Origin of the sequence: Aeromonas sp. SCS5 (assembly GCF_001887375.1) — a bacterium.
Lineage (GTDB): Bacteria > Pseudomonadota > Gammaproteobacteria > Enterobacterales > Aeromonadaceae > Aeromonas > Aeromonas jandaei.
In genome coordinates, this window is sequence record NZ_LFCS01000009.1 from 148,881 (window position 1) to 171,636 (window position 22,756).

Below are 22,756 nucleotides of genomic sequence, written 5' to 3' on the forward strand. Positions count from 1 at the left end.
ATGCAGATTCAGCAAACCCGTCCGGGCGGTGTGGCCGAGACGCCCGCTCAGCCCCGGCTGCACGGACGCTTGACTGCTCAGGACACATCCAGACCGGCAAAAAAAGTTGAGCGCCAGCCCAATATTGTCCGGCTCGACCGCTGGGCACTGATCGGGACAGCCCAGCAGCGGATTGCCCACGCTCAAGGTGGTGAGCTGGCATTGAGCCAGGTTTGGGGTGAGTTGAAACGGCTGGAACAACAGCTGGGTCAGCATCGTGAGGCCGGCGGTGATCTGGTGACCCGTCTCAAGCAGCTGGAAGACAAGCTCACCCGACCACAGGCCCCCCTGACCTCGGAGTTGAAGCCGCGCCTGTTGACCTCGGCCGCCGAGAGCCGGGTTCATTACAGTGCCGATCGGCTCGATCTGCTAAGTCCCAAGGCAAGTGCCGAGCGTCTGGTGTTCTCTTTCCCGCAAACCGCCAGTGCCGTCGAGGTGACCCTGCCCGCAGGAGCCAATGAGGCAGATGTCGCATCCAGGCTCGATCGGGCGCTGCGCAAAGAGCACATTCAGGCGCGTCTCAACGAGTTGGGCAAGCTGGAACTGAGCGTTCCGGAGTTGCATCGGCGCAAACTGGACGAGCCTGTTCTGCTTAGTGGGGAAGGCATTCGCATTCCGGCCGGAAACCCTGTTCCGGTACAATTCAAGGCAAAACCAGGGCAGTTGACCCAGCTGGGCGAAGGTATCGACAAGGGGGAGTTGCGACAGGAGCAACAGCGCCTGAGAAGATTGCTTGGGGAAATCGAACAATCCGTACGGGAGCTGAAGCAGTTCCGCCAGCGGATGGTCAAGCAGCTCGATCGGGTCAAGGCGCGTAGCCAGAACATGAAGCAGCAGGAGCTTGAGCAGCTTCAGGGCAAGCTCAGTGAACAGCTAAAGGATGGCGGTTTCATGGGAACCATGTCTGGTCTGCTGGCTCAGGCCAATGTATCGCGCCAGAATGTGGTAGCACTTCTGACGTAAAGGGCGACGCGCTACATCAACGCCAAGATGAAAAAAGAGACCGCCAGCAACATGCTGGCGGTCTCTTTTTTCAGGGTTTCAGCAAGGCGTACAGAGTGAGATCGGAGGAAAAACCGGAGGCACTGAGTCCCTCTTCTATAGTCTTGAGAAAGTTCCGGTTGTGCTGGCGTATGGTGTGATAGCTGTAGAAAAGATCGATGACATCCTGTTCTTCCAACTCCTTGTCCATGGCCAGCAGACAGAGGTAGTTGCGCAGCAGGAAGTAATCGATCACCAGGAGCTGATAGGCCTGGAACGGGGTGGTCTGCTGCAGTGGGAAGTTGTTGTTGTAGACGTAATAGAGCAGGTAGTTGTTGAGAATGTGAGGCCTGGTTGCCAGAAAGGGAGCTACCTTGTTGTTCCAGGTTTGTTGCAACAATGCCAGCTTGCCTTCGTCATAAACGCCCTCTAGTACCAGATTTATTTTGTCGAGGCAGCATTGCATGGTCTGGCGGCCACGTCTTCCCTGTGAATATGCAACCAGCTGATGGGTAATTGTTCTCAGCCCCCACCACTGCAATGTGGGTATGGAGGGCAGTTGTTCGAACATGGCGTAGAGCTCACCCTGCTTGGCCATTACCGCAACCTGTTCGAGAAATGCTTCGTGCGACAAGGAGGTTGCATCCCGATGAAGCAGTAATCCGATGAGCCATAGGCGCAGTTCGACCGGGAGATCGGTGGCTGTCAGGACGTGGAGGCTAAGACTATGCAAGGTTGCCATGGCAGTGGATGGCGGGGTGGTAAAGGGGAGAGGCTGCCTGAGCTGGGTCTCCTCAGTCTGCATTGCCATTGGGTCTAGCAACAGGTGCCGACAAACCTCGGGGCAGGAGAGAACCAGCGATTTCTTGAGCTGGTTGGCGAGCCGGGTTTGGGTTCTGGGGTAGGTCTTGCAAGTCTGGCTCAGTGCATCAGGCCCTGCCTTGCCGTGGATCTGACACAATCGCTTTTCGTCAAGAAAAGGGCAGGCATCCTGCTCGTCAAGCTTTATGACCCCCCATTGTTCACTGCTGTTCTTAACTTTGCGGATGTGTTGTTTGCTCAACGACCGTATTACGGGATCCGGGTGTTTTTCGTAACTGCGGAACGTCGCTTTATCAATACTGATGGTCCAGCTATGACAGCAGTTGTCTTTGCAGCCATCTCCAATGCATTGAAATTGCGTGACAAACCGAGGGGTATATAGAAATGCAGTCATGTCGCTTTCCGATAGTGAAGGGTGACGACTTGAAGCAATTCGCATGCCGTATGAATGGATGTGGCGAGGATATTCAGTAATGAGAGCGGCCAAAAGATAGAAATATGCTCAATAGAATTAAATTTTAGCGGCAAAGAGGTCGTCTATATCTGATGTCAACCTAACAAGCTGCTGTGCAGCATTTAACTCGAGGAATAGATCATGGGCTTGTCCATTCATACCAATTTTGCTTCTCTGACCACTCAAAACCAACTGAACTCCACCAACAAGATGCTGGGCACTGCCATGCAGCGTCTGGGCACCGGTTTGCGCATTAACTCTGCAGCCGATGACGCAGCTGGTCTGCAGATGGCTACCCGTCTTCAGGCACAGTCAAATGGCCAGAAGGTTGGCATGCGCAATGCTCAGGATGCTGTTTCCATGATGCAGACTGCTGAAGGTGCGATGGACGAGATGACCAACATTGTTCAGCGTATGAAGGATTTGGCGACTCAGGGGGCTAACGGTACAACTAACGATAAAGACCGTCTTGCGATTGGTGCCGAGATGAAAGAGCTGTCAGCCGAGCTGAAAAACATTCGGGACAATACTACTTTTGCTGGCGAAGCAATTATCGCCGATGCAGGGAAGTTTGGTGCTGGCAAGGTTACATTCCAGATTGGCGGCACTGCAGCAGAGAAGCTGGATGTAGACGTGTCCAAGATCGTGAAAGACGGTGTTAATAAAAAGATCACCGATGCTGCAGATACAGATTTGAAAGATGCAGAAAAGACTGATTTGGGCCAAGCGGGTATGCAGGGTCAGATCAAGAAGATGGACGATTTGTTGGCAGATATTGGACAAGCTCGTTCTTCTTTCGGTGCCAACATCAACCGTCTGGAGCACACCGTCAACAACCTCTCCAATATGAAAGAGAACACTGACATGGCGAACGGCCGAATCATGGATGCCGACTTCGCTCAGGAGAGCACCAACATGACCAAAAACCAGATGTTGATGCAGGCTGGCATGTCTGTGCTGTCCAACTCCAACCAGATGACCGGCATGGTCACTTCCCTGCTGCGTTAACAGGTTGTTTGGCCGCCCTTGTCGGGCGGCCTTTTGTTTAGTCGATACGTGTTGGTTGGAAAGGGCTTATAAAGTATTTTCCAACAGGCATGCCACAGAATAAGGGTGTAATGATGCAAGTAGATCCGGCCAGCATGGCAATGCAACTGGTAGCTATCGAGCGCCAGAATATGGACAAGCTGCTGAAAAAGCAGATGGACAGTATCAAGGGACAACAGAGTGCAATCAGCACGCTCACGACCAAGCTGTCGAGTTTTCAGACCATGCTCAAGGATCTGAACAAAGCATCCAACCTGCAAGCCCAGAAGGCGGTTATGTCTCAGGAAGGGATCATGACGGTGACGAGCAATGGCAAGGCCAGCTCCGGTCAATACAACTTCTTCGTTAAGCAACTCGCTCAGTCTCATCAGGTTGGCCTGAGCTTGGATAGCGAAACCACTCCTCTGCCTGCAGATGGCGTATTCTCTTTGACGGTCAAAGGCAAGAGTGTGGATATCGATCTGGCCACCCTACCTGCTGGGTCGACAGTGAAGGATCTGGTTTCCCATATCAATAATGCCAAGGATAACCCTGGTGTTAAAGCCACACTGGTTAGGACCGACGGCAAGGTCAATATGGTGTTGACCAGCAAGGATAGTGGTAAAGAGAATGCTATCACTGTGAATTACAGCGGTGATTTGAACTCGTCTTTGGGTATCGCTGTTACCAACAAGAGCGAGATAACCAAAGCTCAGGATGCCGAGTTGCAGATGGGGGGAGACAATCCCTTAACTATCACCTCGGCCAGTAACAAGATTGAAAATGTGGTCGATGGCCTGACCCTCCAACTTACCAAGGCCCAGAAAAGCGGTGATGCTCCTCTGCAGGTGACTGTCGAACAGGATAAAGAGGCGGTGACCGGCTCTCTCAAGAAGTTTGTAGACAGCTATAACGAGCTGGTCGACGAACTGGCCAAGATGACGTCCAGCGATCCCAAGGCTCCCGGGGCGCTATCTTCCGATAGTGGTGTCCGCAGCCTCAAAAGCGCGCTTGCCAACAGTGTGCGCGATCTGCCCAACGGACTTAGTCTGGGTAGCCTAGGCATAAAGACTGACAAAACAGGCAAGCTCTCTTTCAGCGAGACTGACTTCAACAAGGCGCTGGAGAAGGATCCCGAGCTGCTGGGCAAGGCATTGATGGGGGATAACGGTCTGCTCAAACGGATGAGTGATTCTCTGGATCCCTATACCAAACGTGATGGTGCTCTCAAAGGACGCAAAAGCAGCTTGGAGGCCGGTGAAAAGCGGGTGAATGAGCGAATGGAAGCGCTGGATCGCCGTATGAATTCCGCGTATAAGCGCTACCTCAACCAATTTACCACCATGAATCAGATGATGCAGACCATGGGCAACCTGTAAGGGGTCTTGCTATTTGGCTGCCTCATCCGGAGCAAGCGAGTTTTACATGTTTGAACATCAAGATGGCTATGATGCCTACCAGTTTGCGGCAACTCAGGCCAAGGCTGCGAGTGCGGATCCACATCAGTTGGTGTTGATGCTGATGGATGGCCTGCTCGACGAAATGGCCAGAGCAGAGGGGCATATTCAAGCCCGTCAGTTTGAACGCAAAGGACAGGCAATCAGCAAGTGTTTGCAGATCCTGGGGGGGCTCGACAGCGCACTGGACATGGAGAAGGGCGGTGAACTCGCTAGCAATCTGCATCGTCTCTATGACTACTGCGGTCAGCGTCTGTTCGAGATCAGCGTCTCCAACGATATTGCCGGTTTTGCCGAAGTGCGCCGCATCCTGCTGGAGCTGAAAGAGGGCTGGGAAGCGATGGCGCGTCATCCGCGCTAAAGGCGGAAGCCCCTCTTCCTCTTATACAGGCGAAAACCGCCTGTGCGCTCCGAAATGCCCGAGTTCCATATATGGCCTGCTCCTTGCTAGTTGGCTGAGCTGTTTTCTTTGGGAGCAATAGCATGCCACTGATTGGGTCCACCCACCTTCCAGCCGAGTTGGATAAACGCCAGCGTCAACTGCTTGGCTTGGGCCGCCTGATTTTGCAGCAGGCTCATGCCGGTCAGTGGGATGCCGTTCGTTTATCCGATAGCAAGCTGGCCAGATTTGCCGAGCTCATGGCCAAAGAGCCTGAGCTGTGGGCCTCATTGTCTGCTGCGCGAGCGCAGGTTCGCAGTTGGCATCAAGAGGCACAACAGCTGTGCCGGCAAGAGGTGACCTTGCGTGAGCGCGAATGGCATGAGCTGTCCCGGAAGAGAGAAGGTTTGCAAGCATACGGAGAGGTGCAGGAGTGGGCATGATTCAGTTTTCCTGTCCCGAGGCATTGGCGATGCCAGAACAGAGCGGTTTTACCCGTCTTGCTCGTCAGCCGGAGGATCAGGGGGGATTATTTCCACCACTTGACCTGTTGCTGGAAGAGGGCACTCTTGCTCCTGCGACCGAAGAAGTAAATGAAGAGGTTGAACAGGATGAACCGAACGAGGTCGCTGATAATGTTGCGGCTCGGCTGGACGCATTCAGTAATATGCCTCCCCCATTCCTTTTGCATGAAGCCGGCACGAGAGCTGCGAGCGTCTCTTCCAGCGTGGCTGCTGCCACTGCTGGCAATGTAGAGGCTGGCGAGGATGTGCAGGGCAGCACACCCTCTGTCTCAGCCGCCCTGCGGGCGCTATCTGCGTACAAGCAGCCGGAAACGGACAAGAGTCAGCCTGTCATGGAGACGCCTGTCTCTGGCAACAAGGAGCGAGTCGATCGCGCAGCTACTGATTTTTCCAGTTTTATGCTGGCTCGTCCCTCGGCGCGCACTGATGACGCAGCCATACGCGAGAAGACGATAGCCAGCTTGCAGAGCCTGCTGGGTGTTGAGCGAGCAGGGGAACGGGAGTCCGGTGTTTTTGACCTCAAAGGTATTGTGAGCAATCAGATATCAGCGCCTGCACCGAAAGTTGCCGAATATCAGTGGGCTCCGGTCAAACTGCCTGAAACCCAGGTGCAGTGGGGGCAGCAGCTGGTCGATGTGCTCAAGGACAAGGTCGAGCTGCAGGTGAACCAGCAGATCAAGCAGGCTCATATTCGCCTGGACCCTCCTGAGCTGGGTCGACTCGAACTGACCGTTCGGGTCGAGGGTGATCGGCTCAATGTTCAACTCAATGTGACCAACCCCGCTGTTCGGGACGCGCTGATCCAGTCGATGGAGCGGTTGCGCATGAGTTTGGCTCCTCACCATGCCGGTGGAGTTGAAGTCAACGTCGGGCAGGGCGGTGGACAAGGCGATGCGCAAGGAAAGTGGCAACAGGAGAAAATCCTGGCGGGCCGTCGCCAATGGCAAGATGAATTTGAAGCTGCCGGGCAGGATGAGCGTGCATGGCTCAACACCCTGGTGTGATCTAAACCGGCTAAATCGAGAGTGAAATCAAAATGATGCGCCGTATCATGAAGTGGTTGATGTTGGTTGTCATGGCTCTTTGCCTATTGCTTGTGCTTGCCTATGGTGCCTATCTCAAGCGCGATACCATTGCGGTCTGGCTCGGCCTTGAAGAACCCAAGCCAGAGTTGAGTGCCACTCCGTTGTTCAAGCCGATGGAGCGCTTCGTCATCAGCCTGGATGGCGGGGTTGAGTCTCACTATCTGGTACTTGAGCTGGCTCTGGTGACTCACAACAAGGCGCATCTGAACACGCTGAACGAGCTGACACCACTCATCCGGAACGCCATGGTGCAGTATTTCAGTCACCGTACCCACGATGATGTGAAAAAAGAGCTGCAGAATATCACCTCTTTGCAGAGTTCCCTGCTCACCAAACTGGTTGCCACCTTGCAAGGTTACGGTTACAAGACCTACCTCGACGAAGTGCTGATCACCAAGGTTCTGGTGCAATAAGACAGATATGATCGATGTCGACTGGGATGCCCCTCATGAGTTCACTTCCTCTCCGCCCCGTACCGGCGAGCAGGCCATTCTGACCCGTTATCTGCCGCTGGTTAAGCGAGCCGCCAGCCACCTGCGCAGCCAGGTTTCCGCCTGCTTTGATCAGGAGGATATGGAGCAGGTCGGCATGATGGGCTTGCTGGAGGCCTGGCGTCGTTACGGTAGCGAACCGGATGTCCAGTTTGAGAGCTATGCCTTCAAGCGGATCCGGGGCGCCATGCTCGATGAATTGCGTCGGCTCGACTGGCGGCCTCGTCAACTGCGTCAGCAGGTACATAGCCACAATCAAGTCCAGCGAGACCTGCATAACCAGTTGGGCCGGGTGCCGACCGAGCAAGAACTTGCTGCTGCGTTGAACTGCACCATCGAAGAGGTACGCCAGCTGGCATATGCCAGTCAGGCTGAGGCTTTGCAGAGCCTTGAAGAGTGGCTGGAAAATGGTGGAAGGGCGCCAGCAACCGAATCAGATGATGTCGATATGGCCATGACCATCAGCAAGGCGCTGACTCTCCTCGACAAGCGGGAACAGCTGCTGCTCTCTCTCTACTATCAGCAGGAGCTGAATATGAAAGAGATTGCGCTGGTGCTGGGGCTGACCGAGTCCCGGGTTTGCCAATTGCACAAGCAATGTGTACTTCAGCTCAAGCAGCGATTGGTCGACTCCATATAGTAGTGCCCCATGATTCGTGGGGGTGGTTGTAGAATTCGGGAGCATTCATGCAAAAACAGATTGGCATCGGCGTCATATTAATATGCGTGCTGGGTGGCTTCATGATGGCAGGTGGCAACCTTGCGGCTTTATGGCAGCCAGCCGAGCTGATCATTATTGTGGGTGCTGCTGCTGGTTCCATGTTTCTTGGCAACTCGAAAGAGGTGATGCACGAGATGTGGGCGCAGTTGAAGATGTGCTTCAAGCCCAACAAGGAAGAGCGCGAGGTCTACCGTGAGTTGCTGACGCTGATGCACCAGTTGCTGGAGGAGACGCGTAACAAGGGGATGAAAGCGCTGGACGAGCACATTGAAAACCCCCAGCAAAGCTCGGTGTTCCTGATGTACCCGCAAATTTCGGAAGATCCCCAGTTGCTCGGTTTTATCATCGACAACCTTCGTCTGCTGGGGATGGGCAAGATCACTCCTCATGAGCTCGATACCATCCTGGAGCAGGAGATCATGGCGATTGAGGAGGATATGCTCAAGCCTGCCCATGCACTTCACAAAACCGGCGAGGCCTGCCCCGGCTTCGGTATTTTGGCGGCTGTTATGGGGATCATTATCACCATGCAGCAACTCGATGGTCCTCTGAGCAATATCGGCGTGCATGTAGCTGCGGCGCTAGTGGGTACCTTTATCGGTATTTTCCTCTGCTACTGTCTGCTCGAACCCATCAGCAACGCAATGGAAGAGATGGTCAAACGCCGGGTCGGTCTGCTGATGTGCATCAAATCCATTCTGATTGCCCAGCTACGTGGCAAGACGCCTCTGCTGGCGGTCGATTCCGGCCGGAAAATTCTCGAACCTGATGTCAAACCCAGCTTCCTGGAATTGGAAGACTGGGTGACCAACAGGGCGATGTAATGCGCAACCACGAACAGATCATCGTCAAGCGCCAGCAGAGGCGTAACAGCTCCCCCAAAAGCGGAGGGGCGTGGAAAGTGGCATTTGCCGACTTTACTCTGGCCATGATGGCGTTTTTCATGGTGCTCTGGATCCTGGCAGTCTCCAACCAGGAGGAGCGGGAGATGGTAGCCAGCCGCTTGCGCGATTACAGCATCATGGATAATGAGGCCAACCCGTTTGATATCCGCAATAGCCCCTATCCGGTCGATCTGGGCGGCAATCCTTCGGTCATCGATGAGCTCAATCCCAAGTTTAATCAGAAGGGACAGCTGACCCCCAGACATATGGATCGCAATCAGAGCATCTTTTCTGAGGGGCCCGGTGGTGGGTACGAGCAGCTACTGGTCGGCAAGCTGGAAGGTGAGCATCAGATGAAGCAGCTTGCCGGGTTTATCGGTAATCTTGCGGAGCAAATGCAGGCCAAGAACAATCTGGAGATTCAGATTGTGCCGCAAGGTTTGCGCATCCTGATCCGTGATGACGCCGATCGCGAAATGTATAGCCGCGGCAGTGCCCGTATTAGCCCCTTCTTTCGTCATATGCTGATGGCGCTTGCCCCGATTTTTCAGCGGGTGGAAAACCGGGTCATGATCTCGGGTCATACCGACAGCACCCCTTTCGCGGGTGAAAACTACAGCAACTGGGAGCTTTCATCGGATCGCGCCATGATGGCGAGACGGGTGTTGCTGGCGGGGGGCATGCCGCCAGAGCGTATTGCTCAGGTAGTGGCCATGTCTGACACCATGTTGGAAGATAGCGAAAATCCCCAGGGTAGCCGGAACCGTCGTATCGAGTTGCTGATTATGACGACCAGAGCGGAACAGAATCTGGAGCAGCTGTTCAGTGCCGAGACCAAAGCAGCAGCCACTCAAGCCAAGGAAAAGACAGTTAATGGACGCCCCTGAAACAGAGTTTCTGTTCCATACCGCACACAATGACCCGAGAAGAAAGGTGCCTCGCTGGTATCTCCATGATGGCGCTACACCCTTCGAATCGCAGAGTTGTGGTATTGCAGCTCGCCTGTTGATATCCGGTTTGCTGTTTGACAAGAGCATTGGCCGGGCCGTCATCAAGGATATCGGGCCGGGTGGGGTGGGCTTTCTTGCTCCTGCCCGATTCATTTTGCCCGAGACAGTAACCCTTTCTCTGTTGCCACGCATTACACTGACATGCCGCATCACCCATCGCCGTCCCATTGGCCAGCATCTCTGTTTTTATGGGGCGCGCTGGTCACATCCGGAGCAAATTGACCTTGCGCCGGTATTGAGCCATTGGCGGCACAGCTTCAGGGTACCGCAATCAACGGCCGCTTCAGAGTCATCCCAAGAGGATCTGGCTGACGTTCCAGCCTGAGCTCACCACGGCTCATATCAAGACCTCTGGCTGTCTTCAGCAGCAGCGGGTCATGCAGGCTCTCGAGTGAAACAGCTTTGAAGATGAGCTTGCCGCTGCTCCGCTGTGGTGTCGTGACCGGGGCTTTTGCTTTGCTGTAAACAACCGGGCAATTGGTTATTCCTGCCGGTACCGGGAGCTGCCATGCCGGATTCCAGCGGCTGGCGTCATTCATGGATACACCTTTGGCCTGAGCCCAGGCAGGCAGCGAACAGCCTTCCGGATTGCGAAAAACCTTCAGGTCGTTGCCACTTTTCCATGGCGGCAACTGGAAATGGTGGGTGCTTGCCATGTCGAGCACTCTGGCAAGGGCAATAAAGCGGGCAACGTAAACCCGGGTTTCCGCCGGCAGATCCAGAGCCCAGATATTTCGGGTGCCAGCTTTCAATACCGCATTCAGCACTCGCCCTTCTCCAGCGTTATAAGCAGCCAGCGCCAGCAACCAGTCCCCGCCAAAGAAACGAGAGAGCCAGCCAAGGTAAGTCAGAGCTGCGTCGGTTGCCAATGGCAGTGAATAACGGCCATCGAATGAACTATTGATAGGCACGGCAAAGCGCCTGGCCGTATCGGGCATGAGTTGCCAGGGGCCTGCTGCGCCAGCGGCAGAGACAACATCGAGGCGGTAGCTGCTTTCCAGCAAAGGGACAAAAGCCAGCAGGGGCGGAAGTTTGCGTTCCTGCACCTGTTCCGAGATCCAGCGGATGATGGGTTGGGTTTCGGCAAGACGTTGTTGCAGATAGGGGCGCTGGGCAAGCAGAAAGGCTTGCTGTTGACTAACCAGCTCGGCCCCCTCTCCACGTATCGGGGGAGGGAAGCCGGTTTGCCATTGATAATTGTTATAAGCGTGACAAGATGTAGATGTTATTAACATCGCGCTTAGTAAAAAGAAAATGAACCTGGTCATTGTGAATTTGTTGAACAAGGATCGCACAATAATAAAAACATCATGTATCTCAACAGTTTTCTGAATTTAGGGTCGTCTGATCATGTGTAATCCAGGACGTGGCAAGCATGATAACACGAGTAAAAAAGAGCCCAAATGCAGGTAAAGCAATCCAGAAGTTTTTGCTATATCTGATCCTCGCCAATTTTATTCTCATGGGGCTTTACATCGCGTTTGCCCACGAGCTGACCTTTGCCGTCAATATCCTGCTGACTACGCTGCTGATAATTTACAACCTGCTGCTTTGTCATCTGGTCTCTTTGCGTGCCCGCCGTTCCAAAGATGGCTATATCATCTATCCGGTGATCTGCGTCAGTATTTTGCTCTGCGCCGTTGTGCTGTTCCGTTTCATCATCTCTCCCAGATAGTAACTGCTCACCTACAGCTTTTTTATTAATCGTATTTTCTGTCGCCACAAATAACTCGTGGAAAATCAACCCACTCAATCCGTAACCCGCAAATGCTGCGTCAATATGTACCCTCTGGCCGATCTCCTTGCTTGAAAAGCCCCCTCCACGTCCTTAAACTTCAAGGTGGGGAAAAGTGGATCAAAGTGGTTTTAAAAGGGGCGATTCGCCCGTTTACTCACCTTCAGGGACAGAAATTTGTTGCGTGGCGCTCACGCCATCAGCCTGGACAGCAAAGGGCGACTGGCGATTCCGACCAAGTTTCGTGACTGGCTGCGCGATGAAAGCGACGGCCAGCTGGTCTGCACCATCGATATTGCCCACCCCTGTCTGCTGCTTTACCCCCTGAACGAGTGGGAAGAGGTCGAACGCAAGCTCAAGACCCTTTCCAGCATGAATCCCGCCGAACGCCGTTTGCAGCGGCTGTTGCTCGGGCATGCAACCGAATGCGAGCTGGATGGCAATGGCCGTCTGCTGCTCAGCCAGCCACTGCGCAACCATGCGGGGCTGGACAAGAAGATCATGCTGGTGGGCCAGCTCAACAAATTTGAGCTGTGGGATGAAGCCCGCTGGCAGCAACAGGTCAATGACGACATCTTGGGTCTGCCCGGGGACGATTGGGCAAGCTCACCACGACTACAGGATTTCTCTTTATAAATGACCCAAGCCGCTGAACACATCACAGTGCTGCTGCACGAAGCCGTCGAAGGTCTGGCCATCAAGCCGGACGGTATCTATGTCGATGGCACTTTTGGCCGTGGTGGTCATTCTCGTCTGATCCTGCAACACCTTGGCCCTAACGGCCGTTTGATCGCCATCGATCGCGATCCGCAGGCGATCGCCGAGGCCGCCAAGATCCAGGATCCGCGTTTCGAGATTGTGCATGGCCCCTTCTCCGGTATCACCAGCTATCTGAGCGAGCGTGGTTTGCTGGGCAAGGTGGATGGTTTTCTGCTCGATCTGGGGGTTTCATCTCCCCAGCTGGATGACGCCGAGCGTGGCTTCAGCTTTATGAAAGACGGTCCGCTTGATATGCGGATGGACCCCACTTCCGGTCAGAGCGCCGCCGAGTGGCTGGCCAAGGCCGATGTGGACGATATCGCCTGGGTATTGAAGACCTTCGGTGAGGAGCGTTTTGCCAAGAAGATTGCCCGCGCCATCGTGCACGACCGGGTTACCGAGCCTTACGTGCGCACCCGCCAGTTGGCCGAGATGATTGCCCGGGTCAATCCGAGCAAGGAGAAGGGCAAGCACGCGGCGACCCGTAGCTTCCAGGCTATCCGCATCTACATCAACAGTGAGCTGGACGAGATCGAGACCGCGCTCAACGGTGCGCTAGAGGTGCTGGCTCCTCACGGTCGTCTGTCGGTGATCAGCTTCCATTCGCTGGAAGACCGCTTGGTGAAGCATTTTATTCGCAAGCACGAGAAGGGGCCGGAAGTACCCTACGGCATTCCGTTGACCGAGGCCCAGCTGGCTGGCGGTCGCAAATTGAAGTCGGTCGGCAAGGCGCTCAAGCCTTCTGATCATGAAGTGTCGGAAAACACCCGGTCGCGCAGCTCTGTGCTGCGGGTCGCCGAGCGTCTGGCGGAGTAAGCGATGAGCGAAGTGCGTGTCCACCTTGCCAAGGAGATCGTTGCGGATCTCTGGCGGCACAAGCTGCAGATCCTGTTGTCGGTCGCCGTACTGGTGACTGCATTTGCCGTGATCCTGGTGACCAACATGACGCGCGGCCTGACTGCCAAACAGAACGACCTGATGGCCGAAGAGGATCGCCTCAATATCGAATGGCGTCACCTCCTGCTGGAGCAGGGCACCCTGGCGGAACACTCCCGGGTGGCCACTCTGGCGATGGACAAGTTACAAATGGGTCGCCCTCTGGTGACCACCGAGAAGGTAATTACCCTGCCATGAAACGCAAGGCTACAGCCAAAGCTGCCAAAGCGAACGTCAAAGCGCCCTCGATCTATCCGTGGCGCTTTCGCACGCTGGTCGTATTCATCGGCATCGCATTTGTTGGGCTGATCCTGCGCCTGGCCTGGATCCAGGTGATCAACCCTGACCGCCTGCGCCAGGAGGGGGACATGCGCTCCCTTCGTACCACCTCTACCCAGGCGGTACGCGGTATGATCACCGATCGCAACGGTGAACAGCTGGCGGTATCTGTACCGGTCGAAGCGGTCTGGGCAGACCCCAAGACGGTGCACGAGTCTGGCGCAATTCACAACGAGCGAGCCTGGATGGCGCTCTCTGCCGTGCTCAAGATCGACATAAATACCCTCAAACAACGGATCGCCAATCCCAGCAAGCGTTTTGTCTATCTGCAGCGTCAGGTAACCCCTGCCGTTTCAGAATATATCAAGGGGCTCAAGCTGGGCGGTGTCTATCTGCGTCCCGAGTCTCGCCGTTTCTATCCGACTGGCGAGATCAGTGCCCATCTGGTTGGGGTGACCAACATCGATGGCCACGGTATCGAAGGTATCGAGCGCAGCTATGACGAGTGGCTGACCGCAACACCGGGCGAGATGCGGGTGCGCAAGGATCGTCAGGGGCGGGTCATCGAACGCCTTGGCATCGTCAAGGAGGGCAAGAACGCCAACGATCTGCAGCTCAGTATCGATCAACGGGTACAGGCGCTGGCTTATCGTGCGCTCAAGCGGGCCACCGACGAGAACAAGGCGACATCCGGCTCCATGGTGATGCTGGATATCAAGACCGGCGAAGTGCTCGCCATGGTCAACACCCCCTCCTACAACCCGAACAACCGCGGTCAGTATCAGAGCTTCCGGGTGCGCAACCGGGTGGTCACCGATACCTACGAGCCGGGCTCCACTGTCAAACCATTGATTTTGCTCAGTGCCTTGCAAGCAGGAGTTACCAGCTGGAAAGACTTCATTCAGGGCGGGCCGCTCTTTATCGGCGCCAAGCAGATCAAGGACGTCAGTATCCACCGGGCGACCAACCTCTACGACATTCTGCGCTACTCCTCCAACATCGGTATGTCGCGCATCGCACTGCGGATGCCGGCGCAGGAGATGATCAATACCCTCAGCATGTTTGGCTTCGGCATGGATACCGGTAGCGGCCTGATGGGCGAGAGCAGCGGCATGCTGCCCCAGCGTCGCCGCTGGTCCGATATCGAGCGTGCGACCCTTTCGTTTGGTTATGGTCTGCGCGTTACCCCGCTGCAACTGGCTTCCGCCTACGCCACCCTGGCCAACAAGGGCAAGCGGGTGCCCATCTCCATCGTCAAGGTCACCACGCCGCCCAAGGGTGAGCAGGTGATAGACCACAACAACGCCTCCGCCATGCTGCAGGCGCTGGAGTACGTAGTCGACAACGCCATTCCCAAGGCCAAGATCCCGGGTTATCGGGTGGGTGGCAAGAGTGGTACCGCCAAGGTCGCCGTCGCGGGTGGCTATGGCAAGGATTACATGGCCTGGTTTGCCGGCTTCGCCCCGGCCAGTGATCCCCGTTTCGTCATGGTGGTGGTAATCAACGAGCCAAAAGGCAGCGCCTACTATGGTGGCGCGGTGGCGACCCCGCCGTTTGCAGAGGCCATGGGCGGGGTGCTGCAACTCTTCAATATTCGTCCGGATGCGGTACCCCCTTCGGTACCCACCAAACTCGCCAGTACGGAGGCTCCTGTTGCACCGCGCACTTGATTCATTACTGCGCCCCTTCGGCATTACGGCGCCGGCGCTTGCCCTGACCGATATCCAGCTGGATAGCCGGCGGGTCGGCCCCGGCTCTCTCTTCGTGGCCATTCGCGGCCATCAGGTGGACGGCAGACGGTTTATCGAACAGGCGGTGGCTCAGGGGGCGACCGCTGTTGTGTTTGAGGAGGACGGTGAATTTATCGCGCCAGCGGTTTCCGTTCCCTGCATCGGAATGCGCGATTTGCCTGCTCATCTCTCTGCCCTCGCAGGTTATTTCTACGATCAGCCAGCCAAAAAACTGGAGTTGGTGGGGATCACGGGGACCAATGGCAAGAGTACCACTGCGCTGCTGGTCGCCAACTGGCGCACCCTGCTGGGTGGCAAGGCTGGCGTGATGGGCACCATCGGCAACGGTCTGTTTGGCAACCTGATCGAAGCCGAAAACACCACTGGCAGCGCCGTTCAGGTGCAAGCCAATCTGGCTGCCCTGCAAGAGCAGGGGGCGGATCTGGTGGCGATGGAGGTCTCCAGCCACGGTCTGGTGCAACATAGGGTTGCAGCCTTGCCGTTTGCTGCCGCGGTCTTCACCAACCTGAGTCGGGATCACCTCGACTACCACGGCACCATGGAGGCCTATGGTGCCGCCAAGGAGCAGCTGCTGCAGCTGGTCGATGAGCCGAATGCGGTGATCAACCGCGATGACGAGTTGGGTGCCAAGTGGCTCGAAAAATATTCCTCAGCGGTGGCGTTCAGCGTTAATGGTCCGATTGAAAACCATGCCGGCCGTCAGTTAACGGCGCAGCAACTCGATTTTCACCAGCAAGGTTTTCGTGCGCAGATTAACTCCAGCTGGGGGAATGGTGTATTATCCGCCCCCTTGCTCGGGCGCTTCAACGTCAGCAATGTGCTGGCGGCGATGGGGGTCATGCTGGTACTCGGCTATGACTTCGACGAGCTGCTGGCAACTGCCCCGAAATTGCAGCCGGTGACCGGTCGCATGGAGTGCTTTGGCGGCGGTGATGCGCCCCTTGCCGTGGTCGATTATGCCCACACCCCGGACGCGCTGGACAAGGCGCTGCAGGCACTGCGCGTGCATTGCAAAGGCCAGCTCTGGTGTCTGGTCGGTTGTGGTGGTGATCGGGATCGCGGCAAGCGCCCCATGATGGCAGCCATGGCTGAACAGTATGCGGATCGCGTGATCCTGACCGACGACAATCCCCGTACCGAGGAGCCGGCCCGGATCATGGCCGACATGGTGGCGGGTCTTCGCGATCCTGCTGCGGTGCAGGTCGAGCACGATCGGGTCAAGGCGATCAGCCTGGCTATCCGTCAGGCGAGCAAACAGGACATCATTCTGGTGGCCGGCAAAGGCCACGAGGATTATCAAATCATTGGAACCGACAAGCGGCACTATAGCGACCGGGAAACCGTCGTTGCTGCTTTGCACACATTAATGGAGTCATTCAAATGATGACCCTCAGGCTTGCCGACCTGGCGCAGGTGCTCGATGCCCGTCTGATTGGTGAAGATGGCGAGATTACTGCAGTCAGCACCGATACCCGTACTTTGGGTGCTGGCGCTCTGTTCGTTGCACTGCGCGGCGAGCGCTTCGATGCCCACGATTTTTGCGATCAGGCGCTGGCTGCAGGGGCCTCTGCCCTGCTGGTCGAGCGCGAACTGCCGCTGGCCATTCCCCAACTGGTGGTTGCCGATACCCTCAAGGGGCTGGGCCGTCTCGGCAAACTGGTGCGTGAGCGCATCAACCCGAAAGTGCTGGCTATCACCGGCAGCTGTGGCAAGACCACGGTGAAGGAGATGGCGACCGCCATCCTGCGTCATGAAGGAGAGGTGCTGGCCACCGCCGGCAACTTCAACAATGAGGTGGGGGTGCCGCTCACCCTGCTGCGCCTCGAGCCGCAACACAAGTTTGCGGTGATGGAGCTGGGAGCAAACCACAAGGGCGAAATCGCTTGGACTACCTCGCTGGCCAAGCCCGATGCCGCCATCATCAACAACGTCGCAGCTGCCCATCTTGAGGGCTTCGGCTCTCTTGAGGGGATCTACCACGCCAAGAGCGAAATTTTTGAGGGCTTGAGCGAAGGCGGCACCGCCATCGTCAACGCCGACAACGAATTCTGGCCGAAATGGCGCGAGCGTGGCATTCGCTGCGCCTTTTCCATCGAAGATCAGAGCCAGCCGTTCCATACTCGCGATGTAGTTCTCAACGCTCAGGGTTGTGCCGAGTTCGTCATGGTAACCCCGCAGGGCGAGGTGAGCCTGACTCTGGCGATCCCCGGCCGCCATAACGCGGCCAATGCGCTGGCTGCTGCTGCCGGTACCCTGGCACTCGGTGCTTCTCTGGCCTCGGTCAAAGCCGGTCTGGAGCAGATGGCTCCGGTCAAGGGACGCTTCTGTGTTCAGCACTGGGGCGGTCTGACCCTGGTGGACGATACCTACAATGCCAGCGTGGAGTCCGTGCTGGCTGGCATCGATGCCCTGACCGCCATGAGCGGCTTCAAGGTGCTGGTGTTCGGTGACATGCGGGAACTGGGTGAGGAGTCTGCCGAGCAACATGCTCGGGTTGGCCATCATGCCCGCGAGTGCGGTCTGGATGCCGTGCTGACAGTGGGGGAAGAGAGTCGCCATACCGCAGATGCCGCGGCTGGCCGACATTTCGATAACAAGGCGTCGTTGTTTGAAGTGCTTGCGCAAATGATTAATACACATCAGGAAATTTCGATTCTGGTCAAAGGGGCTCGTGGTTCCCGCATGGAAGATATCGTCAAGATGGTCGTCGACCATCAGGAGTCAGCCGCATGCTAGTCTGGCTGGCTGAACTGCTCACCCCGCACTTCACCTTCTTCAACGTCTTCTCCTACCTGACGTTTCGCGCCATCCTGTCGATCATTACCGGTCTGGGGGTTGCGCTCTGGATGGGGCCTCGCCTCATTCGTCGCCTGCAGATCCTGAAGTTCGGTCAGGTGATCCGCAATGATGGTCCCGAGTCTCACCTCAGCAAGCGGGGTACCCCGACCATGGGTGGCCTGATGATCATTGCCTCCATCTTCACTTCTGTGTTGCTCTGGTGTCGCCTCGACAACCCCTATGTCTGGCTGGTGCTGTTTGTGCTGGGGGCCTACGGTGCCATCGGTTTTGCCGATGATTACCTCAAAGTGGTGCGCAAGAACACTGATGGTCTGATCGCCCGCTGGAAGTACTTCTGGCAATCCGCCGTCGCGCTGGGAGTGGCTGTATTCCTCTATGCTACCGCCACTCACGATGGTCAGACCCAGCTGGTGGTGCCCTTCCTCAAGGATGTGATGCCGCAGCTTGGCCTGATGTTTATCCTGCTGACCTACTTTGTCATCGTCGGTACCTCCAACGCGGTCAACCTGACCGATGGTCTGGATGGCTTGGCCATCATGCCGACCGTGATGGTGGCGGGCGGTTTTGCGTTTATCGCCTGGGCGACCGGCAACGTCAACTTCGCCAGTTACCTGCATATTCCCTATGTTCCCTATACCTCCGAGCTGGTGATCGTCTGTACCGCCATCGTCGGTGCGGGTCTGGGCTTCCTCTGGTTCAACACCTATCCGGCACAGGTATTCATGGGCGACGTTGGTTCACTCGCGCTGGGCGGTGCACTCGGAACCATCGCTGTGCTGGTGCGCCAGGAGTTTCTGCTGGTGATCATGGGCGGGGTCTTCGTGATGGAGACCGTCTCGGTGATCCTGCAGGTGGGTTCATACAAGCTGCGCGGTGTGCGGATTTTCCGCATGGCGCCGATCCATCACCACTACGAGAAGAAGGGCTGGCCGGAGCCGCGCGTTATCGTGCGCTTCTGGATCATCACCCTCGTGCTGGTGCTGCTGGGTCTTGCCACCCTGAAGGTGAGGTAAGGCCATGGTCATCATCATCGGATTGGGTAAAACCGGACTCTCCTGCGTCGACTACTTCCTCGGCCGTGGCGTCACGCCGCTGGTGATGGATACCCGTGCCAACCCGCCCGGCAAGGATCAGCTGCCGCCAGAAGTGGAGCTTATCCACGGGCTGGATGAAGAGCTGCTCAAGCAGGCACACATGATCGTAGCGAGCCCGGGCATTGCCTTGGCGACCCCCGAATTGAAAGCGGCTGCCGAGCGTGGTGTGCAGATAATCGGGGATATCGAGCTGTTTGTGCGCGAGACCCAGACACCGGTCATCGCCATCACCGGCTCCAACGGCAAGAGCACAGTGACCACGCTGGTGGGCGAGATGATTGCCGAAGCCGGACTCAATGTCGGAGTAGGCGGCAATATCGGTACGCCGGCGCTCGATCTGCTCAAGCAGCCGATGGATCTCTGCGTGCTGGAGCTCTCCAGCTTCCAGCTCGAGACCACCTACAGCCTGCGTGCTGCCGCCTCCGTGGTATTGAACCTTAGTGAAGATCATATGGATCGCTATCAGGGCATGGCCGATTACCGCGCCGCCAAGATGGAGATCCATCAGAACTCCAAACATATTCTGGTCAATCGTGACGATGCCCAGACCCTGCCCGATGTGGGTCAGGTGTGGCAGAGCTTCGGTCTCGACTGCAATGGTTATGGCCGTTGTTTGCTGGATGGCCGCTACTGGCTGACCCTGCATGGCGAGCCCCTGATCGCGGTGGACGAGATGAAGATTGTCGGCGCCCACAATCAGGCCAACGCCCTTGCCGCCATGGCACTGTGCGATGCGGTTGGCATTCCCCGCGCGGCGCAACTTACCGTGCTACGCCGTTTTGAAGGTCTGCCGCATCGTGCCCGCTTCGTACGAGAGGTGAACGGGGTGCGCTGGATCAATGACTCCAAGGCGACCAACGTGGGGGCGACTCTGGCTGCCGTGGCCGGTGTGCGCGAGTCGGTCAGGGGTCGTCTGTTGCTGCTGGCCGGTGGTCAGGGCAAAGGGCAGGATTTTGGCCCCATTCAAGCGCTGCTGGGCAACCAGATCGATCATATGTACTGCTTCGGCCAGGATGCCGAGGTGCTGCTGGCGCTGGGTGAGCAGACCGAACAGGTTGCCGACCTTGCTGCCGCCGTTGCCAAGGCGGCTGCCGATGCCAGGCCCGGTGACTGGGTGCTGCTGGCGCCCGCCTGTGCCAGCCTGGATCAGTTCAAGTCGTTCGAGGTGCGCGGCGATCGCTTCACCGAGATGGTGATGGCGCTATGAACGCCCTTCGCGCAGCAGCAGGTCTTTTCCAGCGCTGGTTGTTACCGGCGCGTCCCGCCGGTCTCTATGATCGGCAGCTGGTCGTGCTGGCGCTTGCGCTGATGGCGCTCGGTGTGGTGATCGTGGCATCCGCCTCGATCCCCGAGGGGATCTCTCTGGGTGACGATCCCTTCATGTTCGTGAAACGTCACGCCATGTTTCTGGTGATGGCGCTCGGCATCTCCTGGTTCGTACTGCAGGTGCCGATGGCGCGCTGGCAGGAACACAACGGCCCCATGCTGCTGCTGGCTATTCTGATGCTGGTGCTGGTGCTGCTGGTGGGGCGCAACGTCAACGGTGCGGTGCGCTGGTTGCCGCTTGGCCCGTTCAACCTGCAGCCTGCCGAATTCGGCAAGCTGGCGCTCTTTGTCTATCTGGCCGGTTATCTGGTGCGGCGCCAGAACGAGGTGCGTGAAGCCTGGATTGGCTTCCTCAAGCCGCTGGCGGTATTCGGGGTGCTGGCCGTCCTGTTGCTGCTGCAGCCTGACCTGGGTTCTACCGTGGTGATGTTCGTGACCTCGTTCGGCATGCTCTTTCTGGCGGGGGCCAGACTCGGCCAGTTCCTGACCCTGATCGGTGCTGGCGTAGGTGCCGTGGTGATGCTGATCATCGTCGAGCCTTACCGGATGCGGCGGGTTACCTCCTTTATGGATCCCTGGGCCGATCCGTTTGGCAGCGGCTACCAGTTGACCCAGTCGTTGATGGCGTTTGGCCGCGGCAGCTGGTTTGGCGAAGGGCTGGGCAACTCCATCCAGAAGATGGAGTACCTGCCGGAAGCGCATACCGACTTCGTCTTTGCGATCCTCGGTGAAGAGCTCGGCTATGCCGGTGTGCTGGGTGCCCTGTTCCTGATCTTCGCACTGGCGGTCAAGGCGTTGAAGCTGGGCCACAAGGCTCTTGCTGCCGATCGCCTCTATGACGGTTATCTGGCCATCGGTATCGGGATCTGGTTCAGTTTCCAGACCTTCGTTAACGTTGGCGCGGCCAGCGGCATGATGCCGACCAAAGGGTTGACCTTGCCGCTCGTGAGTTACGGTGGCTCCAGTCTCATCATCATGACGGTGGCAGTGAGCATGTTGATTCGAATCGATTTTGAGTTGCGTCAGGCGACAGCCCAGGCGCGGGTGCGGGAGGTTTAGTGAGCAAGACGCTGTTGGTGATGGCAGGTGGTACCGGGGGACATGTCTTCCCGGGTCTGGCCGTAGCCGATCGATTGAAGGAGCAGGGCTGGACTGTCCACTGGCTGGGCACCGCCGACCGGATGGAAGCCGAGCTGGTGCCTGCCCATGGCTATCCCATCTCCTTTATCGATATTCAGGGGGTGCGTGGCAACGGCATCAAGCGGCTGCTGGCGGCCCCTTATCGCATCGTGAAATCCGTGCTGCAGGCGCGTCAGGTGCTCAAAACCATTCGCCCGGATGTAGTGCTCGGCATGGGCGGCTTTGCCTCCGGCCCGGGTGGCGTGGCGGCCTGGTTCTCCGGCATCCCGTTGCTGCTGCACGAACAGAATGCAGCTGCCGGTATGACCAACAAGCTGCTGGCGCGTATCGCCAAGCGGGTGTTGATGGCATTCCCGGGGGCGTTTGCGCCGAGCCGCCGCACCGCCGTGGTGGGTAACCCGGTTCGCCCCGAAGTGGTCGCACTGCCGGATCCCCAACTGCGAAGCAGCAGTGAGCCGTTGCATCTGCTGATCGTGGGCGGAAGTCTGGGGGCTCGCGTGCTCAACGAGCAGGTGCCCGCAGCGGTCGCTGCAGCCGGTGTGCCTATCGAGGTGCGTCACCAGTGTGGCAAGGGCAATGGCGACACCGTCAGCGCGGCCTATGCCCAGCACGGTATCAATGCCGAGGTAAGCGAATTTATCAAGGATATGGCGGGAGCCTATGCCTGGGCCGACCTGGTGGTCTGCCGGGCGGGAGCCCTGACCGTCTCCGAAGTGGCTGCTGCTGGTGTGGCTGCCATCTTCGTGCCGCTGCCCCATGCAGTGGATGATCACCAGACCCGCAACGCCTTGACCCTGGTCGATGGCGGGGCGGCCGAGTTCCTGCCCCAGTCCGAGTTGACCACAGCCTCGCTGGCTGCGCGTCTCTCCTGGCTCGCCGGGCGCAGGGAGACGCTGTTTAACATGGCCAAGGCTGCCCGTCGCGTCGCCATTACCGATGCGGCAGAGCGGGTTGCTGACGAGTGCAAACGACTCGCAGCAGGGCAGACAAATAAAGAGTAAGGATGGGATTGCACTGGCCACGCCGTGCAGCCTCACCCCTTTGTAGATTGATGCTGTGAGATG

23 protein-coding genes are annotated in these 22,756 nt (G+C 57.2%); 21 read left to right on the plus strand and 2 right to left on the minus strand.

From position 1 onward, the window contains the following. Positions 1 to 1,002, plus strand: a complete 1,002-nt coding sequence (locus tag BS300_RS13575) for a hypothetical protein (RefSeq protein ID WP_071913366.1) — start codon at positions 1 to 3, stop codon at positions 1,000 to 1,002. A 70-nt stretch (positions 1,003 to 1,072) separates the two neighbouring features. Here BS300_RS13575 and fliB read toward each other — a convergent pair whose 3' ends face one another. Beyond that, positions 1,073 to 2,281 (minus strand): flagellin lysine-N-methylase, encoded by a 1,209-nt coding sequence (gene fliB / locus BS300_RS13580; RefSeq protein ID WP_338430059.1) that lies wholly within the window; start codon positions 2,279 to 2,281, stop codon positions 1,073 to 1,075. A gap of 156 nt (positions 2,282 to 2,437) precedes the next feature. Between fliB and lafA the strand changes: the two genes are divergently transcribed. The 9 genes from lafA to lafU all read left to right on the plus strand — a co-directional run bounded on the left by lafA (position 2,438) and on the right by lafU (position 9,750). Then, on the plus strand, positions 2,438 to 3,304 hold the full coding sequence (gene lafA, locus BS300_RS13585; protein ID WP_071913369.1) for a lateral flagellin LafA: 867 nt from the start codon (positions 2,438 to 2,440) through the stop codon (positions 3,302 to 3,304). A gap of 113 nt (positions 3,305 to 3,417) precedes the next feature. Beyond that, positions 3,418 to 4,701: a lateral flagellar capping protein LafB gene (lafB, locus tag BS300_RS13590; RefSeq protein WP_071913441.1), complete on the plus strand. Its 1,284-nt coding sequence runs from the start codon at positions 3,418 to 3,420 to the stop codon at positions 4,699 to 4,701. Between the two features lie 46 nt (positions 4,702 to 4,747). Further along, positions 4,748 to 5,140, plus strand: coding sequence for a lateral flagellar export chaperone LafC (gene lafC, locus BS300_RS13595; protein ID WP_033115401.1), 393 nt, complete (start codon positions 4,748 to 4,750; stop codon positions 5,138 to 5,140). A 122-nt stretch (positions 5,141 to 5,262) separates the two neighbouring features. Beyond that, positions 5,263 to 5,601 carry a hypothetical protein gene (locus tag BS300_RS13600; protein WP_033115400.1) on the plus strand — a complete coding sequence of 113 codons (339 nt, stop codon included), beginning with the start codon at positions 5,263 to 5,265 and terminating at the stop codon, positions 5,599 to 5,601. Continuing rightward, a complete protein-coding gene (locus BS300_RS13605) occupies positions 5,598 to 6,686 on the plus strand; it encodes a flagellar hook-length control protein FliK (protein ID WP_275654999.1) in 1,089 nt (362 codons plus the stop codon). Before BS300_RS13600 ends, BS300_RS13605 begins: the two co-directional genes overlap by 4 nt. 35 nt (positions 6,687 to 6,721) lie before the next feature. Then, on the plus strand, positions 6,722 to 7,180 hold the full coding sequence (gene lafF / locus BS300_RS13610) for a lateral flagellar basal body-associated protein LafF (RefSeq protein ID WP_071913443.1): 459 nt from the start codon (positions 6,722 to 6,724) through the stop codon (positions 7,178 to 7,180). A gap of 7 nt (positions 7,181 to 7,187) precedes the next feature. After that, complete coding sequence (gene lafS, locus BS300_RS13615) at positions 7,188 to 7,898, plus strand: lateral flagellar system RNA polymerase sigma factor LafS (protein WP_071913380.1); 711 nt, start codon at positions 7,188 to 7,190, stop codon at positions 7,896 to 7,898. Between the two features lie 47 nt (positions 7,899 to 7,945). Continuing rightward, complete coding sequence (lafT, locus tag BS300_RS13620; RefSeq protein WP_033115397.1) at positions 7,946 to 8,803, plus strand: lateral flagellar motor stator protein LafT; 858 nt, start codon at positions 7,946 to 7,948, stop codon at positions 8,801 to 8,803. Further along, on the plus strand, positions 8,803 to 9,750 hold the full coding sequence (lafU, locus tag BS300_RS13625) for a lateral flagellar motor protein LafU (protein WP_071913382.1): 948 nt from the start codon (positions 8,803 to 8,805) through the stop codon (positions 9,748 to 9,750). Before lafT ends, lafU begins: the two co-directional genes overlap by 1 nt. Before the next feature lie 380 nt (positions 9,751 to 10,130). Here lafU and BS300_RS13635 read toward each other — a convergent pair whose 3' ends face one another. Further along, on the minus strand, positions 10,131 to 11,141 hold the full coding sequence (locus tag BS300_RS13635; protein ID WP_239693833.1) for a lytic transglycosylase domain-containing protein: 1,011 nt from the start codon (positions 11,139 to 11,141) through the stop codon (positions 10,131 to 10,133). 194 nt (positions 11,142 to 11,335) lie between these two features. Between BS300_RS13635 and BS300_RS13640 the strand changes: the two genes are divergently transcribed. The 11 genes from BS300_RS13640 (at position 11,336) to murG (ending at position 22,693) form a co-directional block, all read left to right on the plus strand. Further along, positions 11,336 to 11,548: a hypothetical protein gene (locus BS300_RS13640; protein WP_225628314.1), complete on the plus strand. Its 213-nt coding sequence runs from the start codon at positions 11,336 to 11,338 to the stop codon at positions 11,546 to 11,548. Positions 11,549 to 11,785: 237 nt separating this feature from the next. Continuing rightward, positions 11,786 to 12,244, plus strand: coding sequence for a division/cell wall cluster transcriptional repressor MraZ (gene mraZ, locus BS300_RS13645; protein WP_033115394.1), 459 nt, complete (start codon positions 11,786 to 11,788; stop codon positions 12,242 to 12,244). Then, a complete protein-coding gene (gene rsmH / locus BS300_RS13650; RefSeq protein ID WP_071913386.1) occupies positions 12,245 to 13,183 on the plus strand; it encodes a 16S rRNA (cytosine(1402)-N(4))-methyltransferase RsmH in 939 nt (312 codons plus the stop codon). A 3-nt stretch (positions 13,184 to 13,186) separates the two neighbouring features. Then, the gene (ftsL, locus tag BS300_RS13655; protein ID WP_005341708.1) at positions 13,187 to 13,501 is read left to right on the plus strand and encodes a cell division protein FtsL; all 315 of its coding nucleotides are present in this window, start codon (positions 13,187 to 13,189) and stop codon (positions 13,499 to 13,501) included. Continuing rightward, the gene (locus tag BS300_RS13660; RefSeq protein WP_033115391.1) at positions 13,498 to 15,252 is read left to right on the plus strand and encodes a penicillin-binding transpeptidase domain-containing protein; all 1,755 of its coding nucleotides are present in this window, start codon (positions 13,498 to 13,500) and stop codon (positions 15,250 to 15,252) included. The genes ftsL and BS300_RS13660 overlap by 4 nt, the downstream gene beginning before the upstream one ends. Then, positions 15,233 to 16,717, plus strand: coding sequence for a UDP-N-acetylmuramoyl-L-alanyl-D-glutamate--2,6-diaminopimelate ligase (gene murE / locus BS300_RS13665; protein WP_071913447.1), 1,485 nt, complete (start codon positions 15,233 to 15,235; stop codon positions 16,715 to 16,717). Before BS300_RS13660 ends, murE begins: the two co-directional genes overlap by 20 nt. Beyond that, positions 16,714 to 18,069: a UDP-N-acetylmuramoyl-tripeptide--D-alanyl-D-alanine ligase gene (gene murF, locus BS300_RS13670; RefSeq protein ID WP_071913388.1), complete on the plus strand. Its 1,356-nt coding sequence runs from the start codon at positions 16,714 to 16,716 to the stop codon at positions 18,067 to 18,069. The genes murE and murF overlap by 4 nt, the downstream gene beginning before the upstream one ends. After that, positions 18,063 to 19,145, plus strand: coding sequence for a phospho-N-acetylmuramoyl-pentapeptide-transferase (gene mraY, locus BS300_RS13675; protein ID WP_071913390.1), 1,083 nt, complete (start codon positions 18,063 to 18,065; stop codon positions 19,143 to 19,145). The genes murF and mraY overlap by 7 nt, the downstream gene beginning before the upstream one ends. A gap of 4 nt (positions 19,146 to 19,149) precedes the next feature. Further along, positions 19,150 to 20,433, plus strand: a complete 1,284-nt coding sequence (gene murD / locus BS300_RS13680) for a UDP-N-acetylmuramoyl-L-alanine--D-glutamate ligase (protein WP_071913392.1) — start codon at positions 19,150 to 19,152, stop codon at positions 20,431 to 20,433. Then, positions 20,430 to 21,611: a cell division protein FtsW gene (gene ftsW, locus BS300_RS13685; RefSeq protein WP_041210684.1), complete on the plus strand. Its 1,182-nt coding sequence runs from the start codon at positions 20,430 to 20,432 to the stop codon at positions 21,609 to 21,611. Before murD ends, ftsW begins: the two co-directional genes overlap by 4 nt. After that, the gene (murG, locus tag BS300_RS13690) at positions 21,611 to 22,693 is read left to right on the plus strand and encodes an undecaprenyldiphospho-muramoylpentapeptide beta-N-acetylglucosaminyltransferase (protein WP_043851605.1); all 1,083 of its coding nucleotides are present in this window, start codon (positions 21,611 to 21,613) and stop codon (positions 22,691 to 22,693) included. Before ftsW ends, murG begins: the two co-directional genes overlap by 1 nt. Positions 22,694 to 22,756: the final 63 nt, after the last annotated feature.

Coding starts and splice junctions, on each gene's coding strand:
- BS300_RS13575 (WP_071913366.1), top strand. CDS start 1: ATGCAGATTCAGCAAACCCGTCCGGGCGGTGTGGCCGAGACGCCCGCT.
- fliB (WP_338430059.1), bottom strand. CDS start 2,281: ATGCGAATTGCTTCAAGTCGTCACCCTTCACTATCGGAAAGCGACATG.
- lafA (WP_071913369.1), top strand. CDS start 2,438: ATGGGCTTGTCCATTCATACCAATTTTGCTTCTCTGACCACTCAAAAC.
- lafB (WP_071913441.1), top strand. CDS start 3,418: ATGCAAGTAGATCCGGCCAGCATGGCAATGCAACTGGTAGCTATCGAG.
- lafC (WP_033115401.1), top strand. CDS start 4,748: ATGTTTGAACATCAAGATGGCTATGATGCCTACCAGTTTGCGGCAACT.
- BS300_RS13600 (WP_033115400.1), top strand. CDS start 5,263: ATGCCACTGATTGGGTCCACCCACCTTCCAGCCGAGTTGGATAAACGC.
- BS300_RS13605 (WP_275654999.1), top strand. CDS start 5,598: ATGATTCAGTTTTCCTGTCCCGAGGCATTGGCGATGCCAGAACAGAGC.
- lafF (WP_071913443.1), top strand. CDS start 6,722: ATGCGCCGTATCATGAAGTGGTTGATGTTGGTTGTCATGGCTCTTTGC.
- lafS (WP_071913380.1), top strand. CDS start 7,188: ATGATCGATGTCGACTGGGATGCCCCTCATGAGTTCACTTCCTCTCCG.
- lafT (WP_033115397.1), top strand. CDS start 7,946: ATGCAAAAACAGATTGGCATCGGCGTCATATTAATATGCGTGCTGGGT.
- lafU (WP_071913382.1), top strand. CDS start 8,803: ATGCGCAACCACGAACAGATCATCGTCAAGCGCCAGCAGAGGCGTAAC.
- BS300_RS13635 (WP_239693833.1), bottom strand. CDS start 11,141: ATGACCAGGTTCATTTTCTTTTTACTAAGCGCGATGTTAATAACATCT.
- BS300_RS13640 (WP_225628314.1), top strand. CDS start 11,336: ATGGGGCTTTACATCGCGTTTGCCCACGAGCTGACCTTTGCCGTCAAT.
- rsmH (WP_071913386.1), top strand. CDS start 12,245: ATGACCCAAGCCGCTGAACACATCACAGTGCTGCTGCACGAAGCCGTC.
- ftsL (WP_005341708.1), top strand. CDS start 13,187: ATGAGCGAAGTGCGTGTCCACCTTGCCAAGGAGATCGTTGCGGATCTC.
- BS300_RS13660 (WP_033115391.1), top strand. CDS start 13,498: ATGAAACGCAAGGCTACAGCCAAAGCTGCCAAAGCGAACGTCAAAGCG.
- murF (WP_071913388.1), top strand. CDS start 16,714: ATGATGACCCTCAGGCTTGCCGACCTGGCGCAGGTGCTCGATGCCCGT.
- mraY (WP_071913390.1), top strand. CDS start 18,063: ATGCTAGTCTGGCTGGCTGAACTGCTCACCCCGCACTTCACCTTCTTC.
- murD (WP_071913392.1), top strand. CDS start 19,150: ATGGTCATCATCATCGGATTGGGTAAAACCGGACTCTCCTGCGTCGAC.
- ftsW (WP_041210684.1), top strand. CDS start 20,430: ATGAACGCCCTTCGCGCAGCAGCAGGTCTTTTCCAGCGCTGGTTGTTA.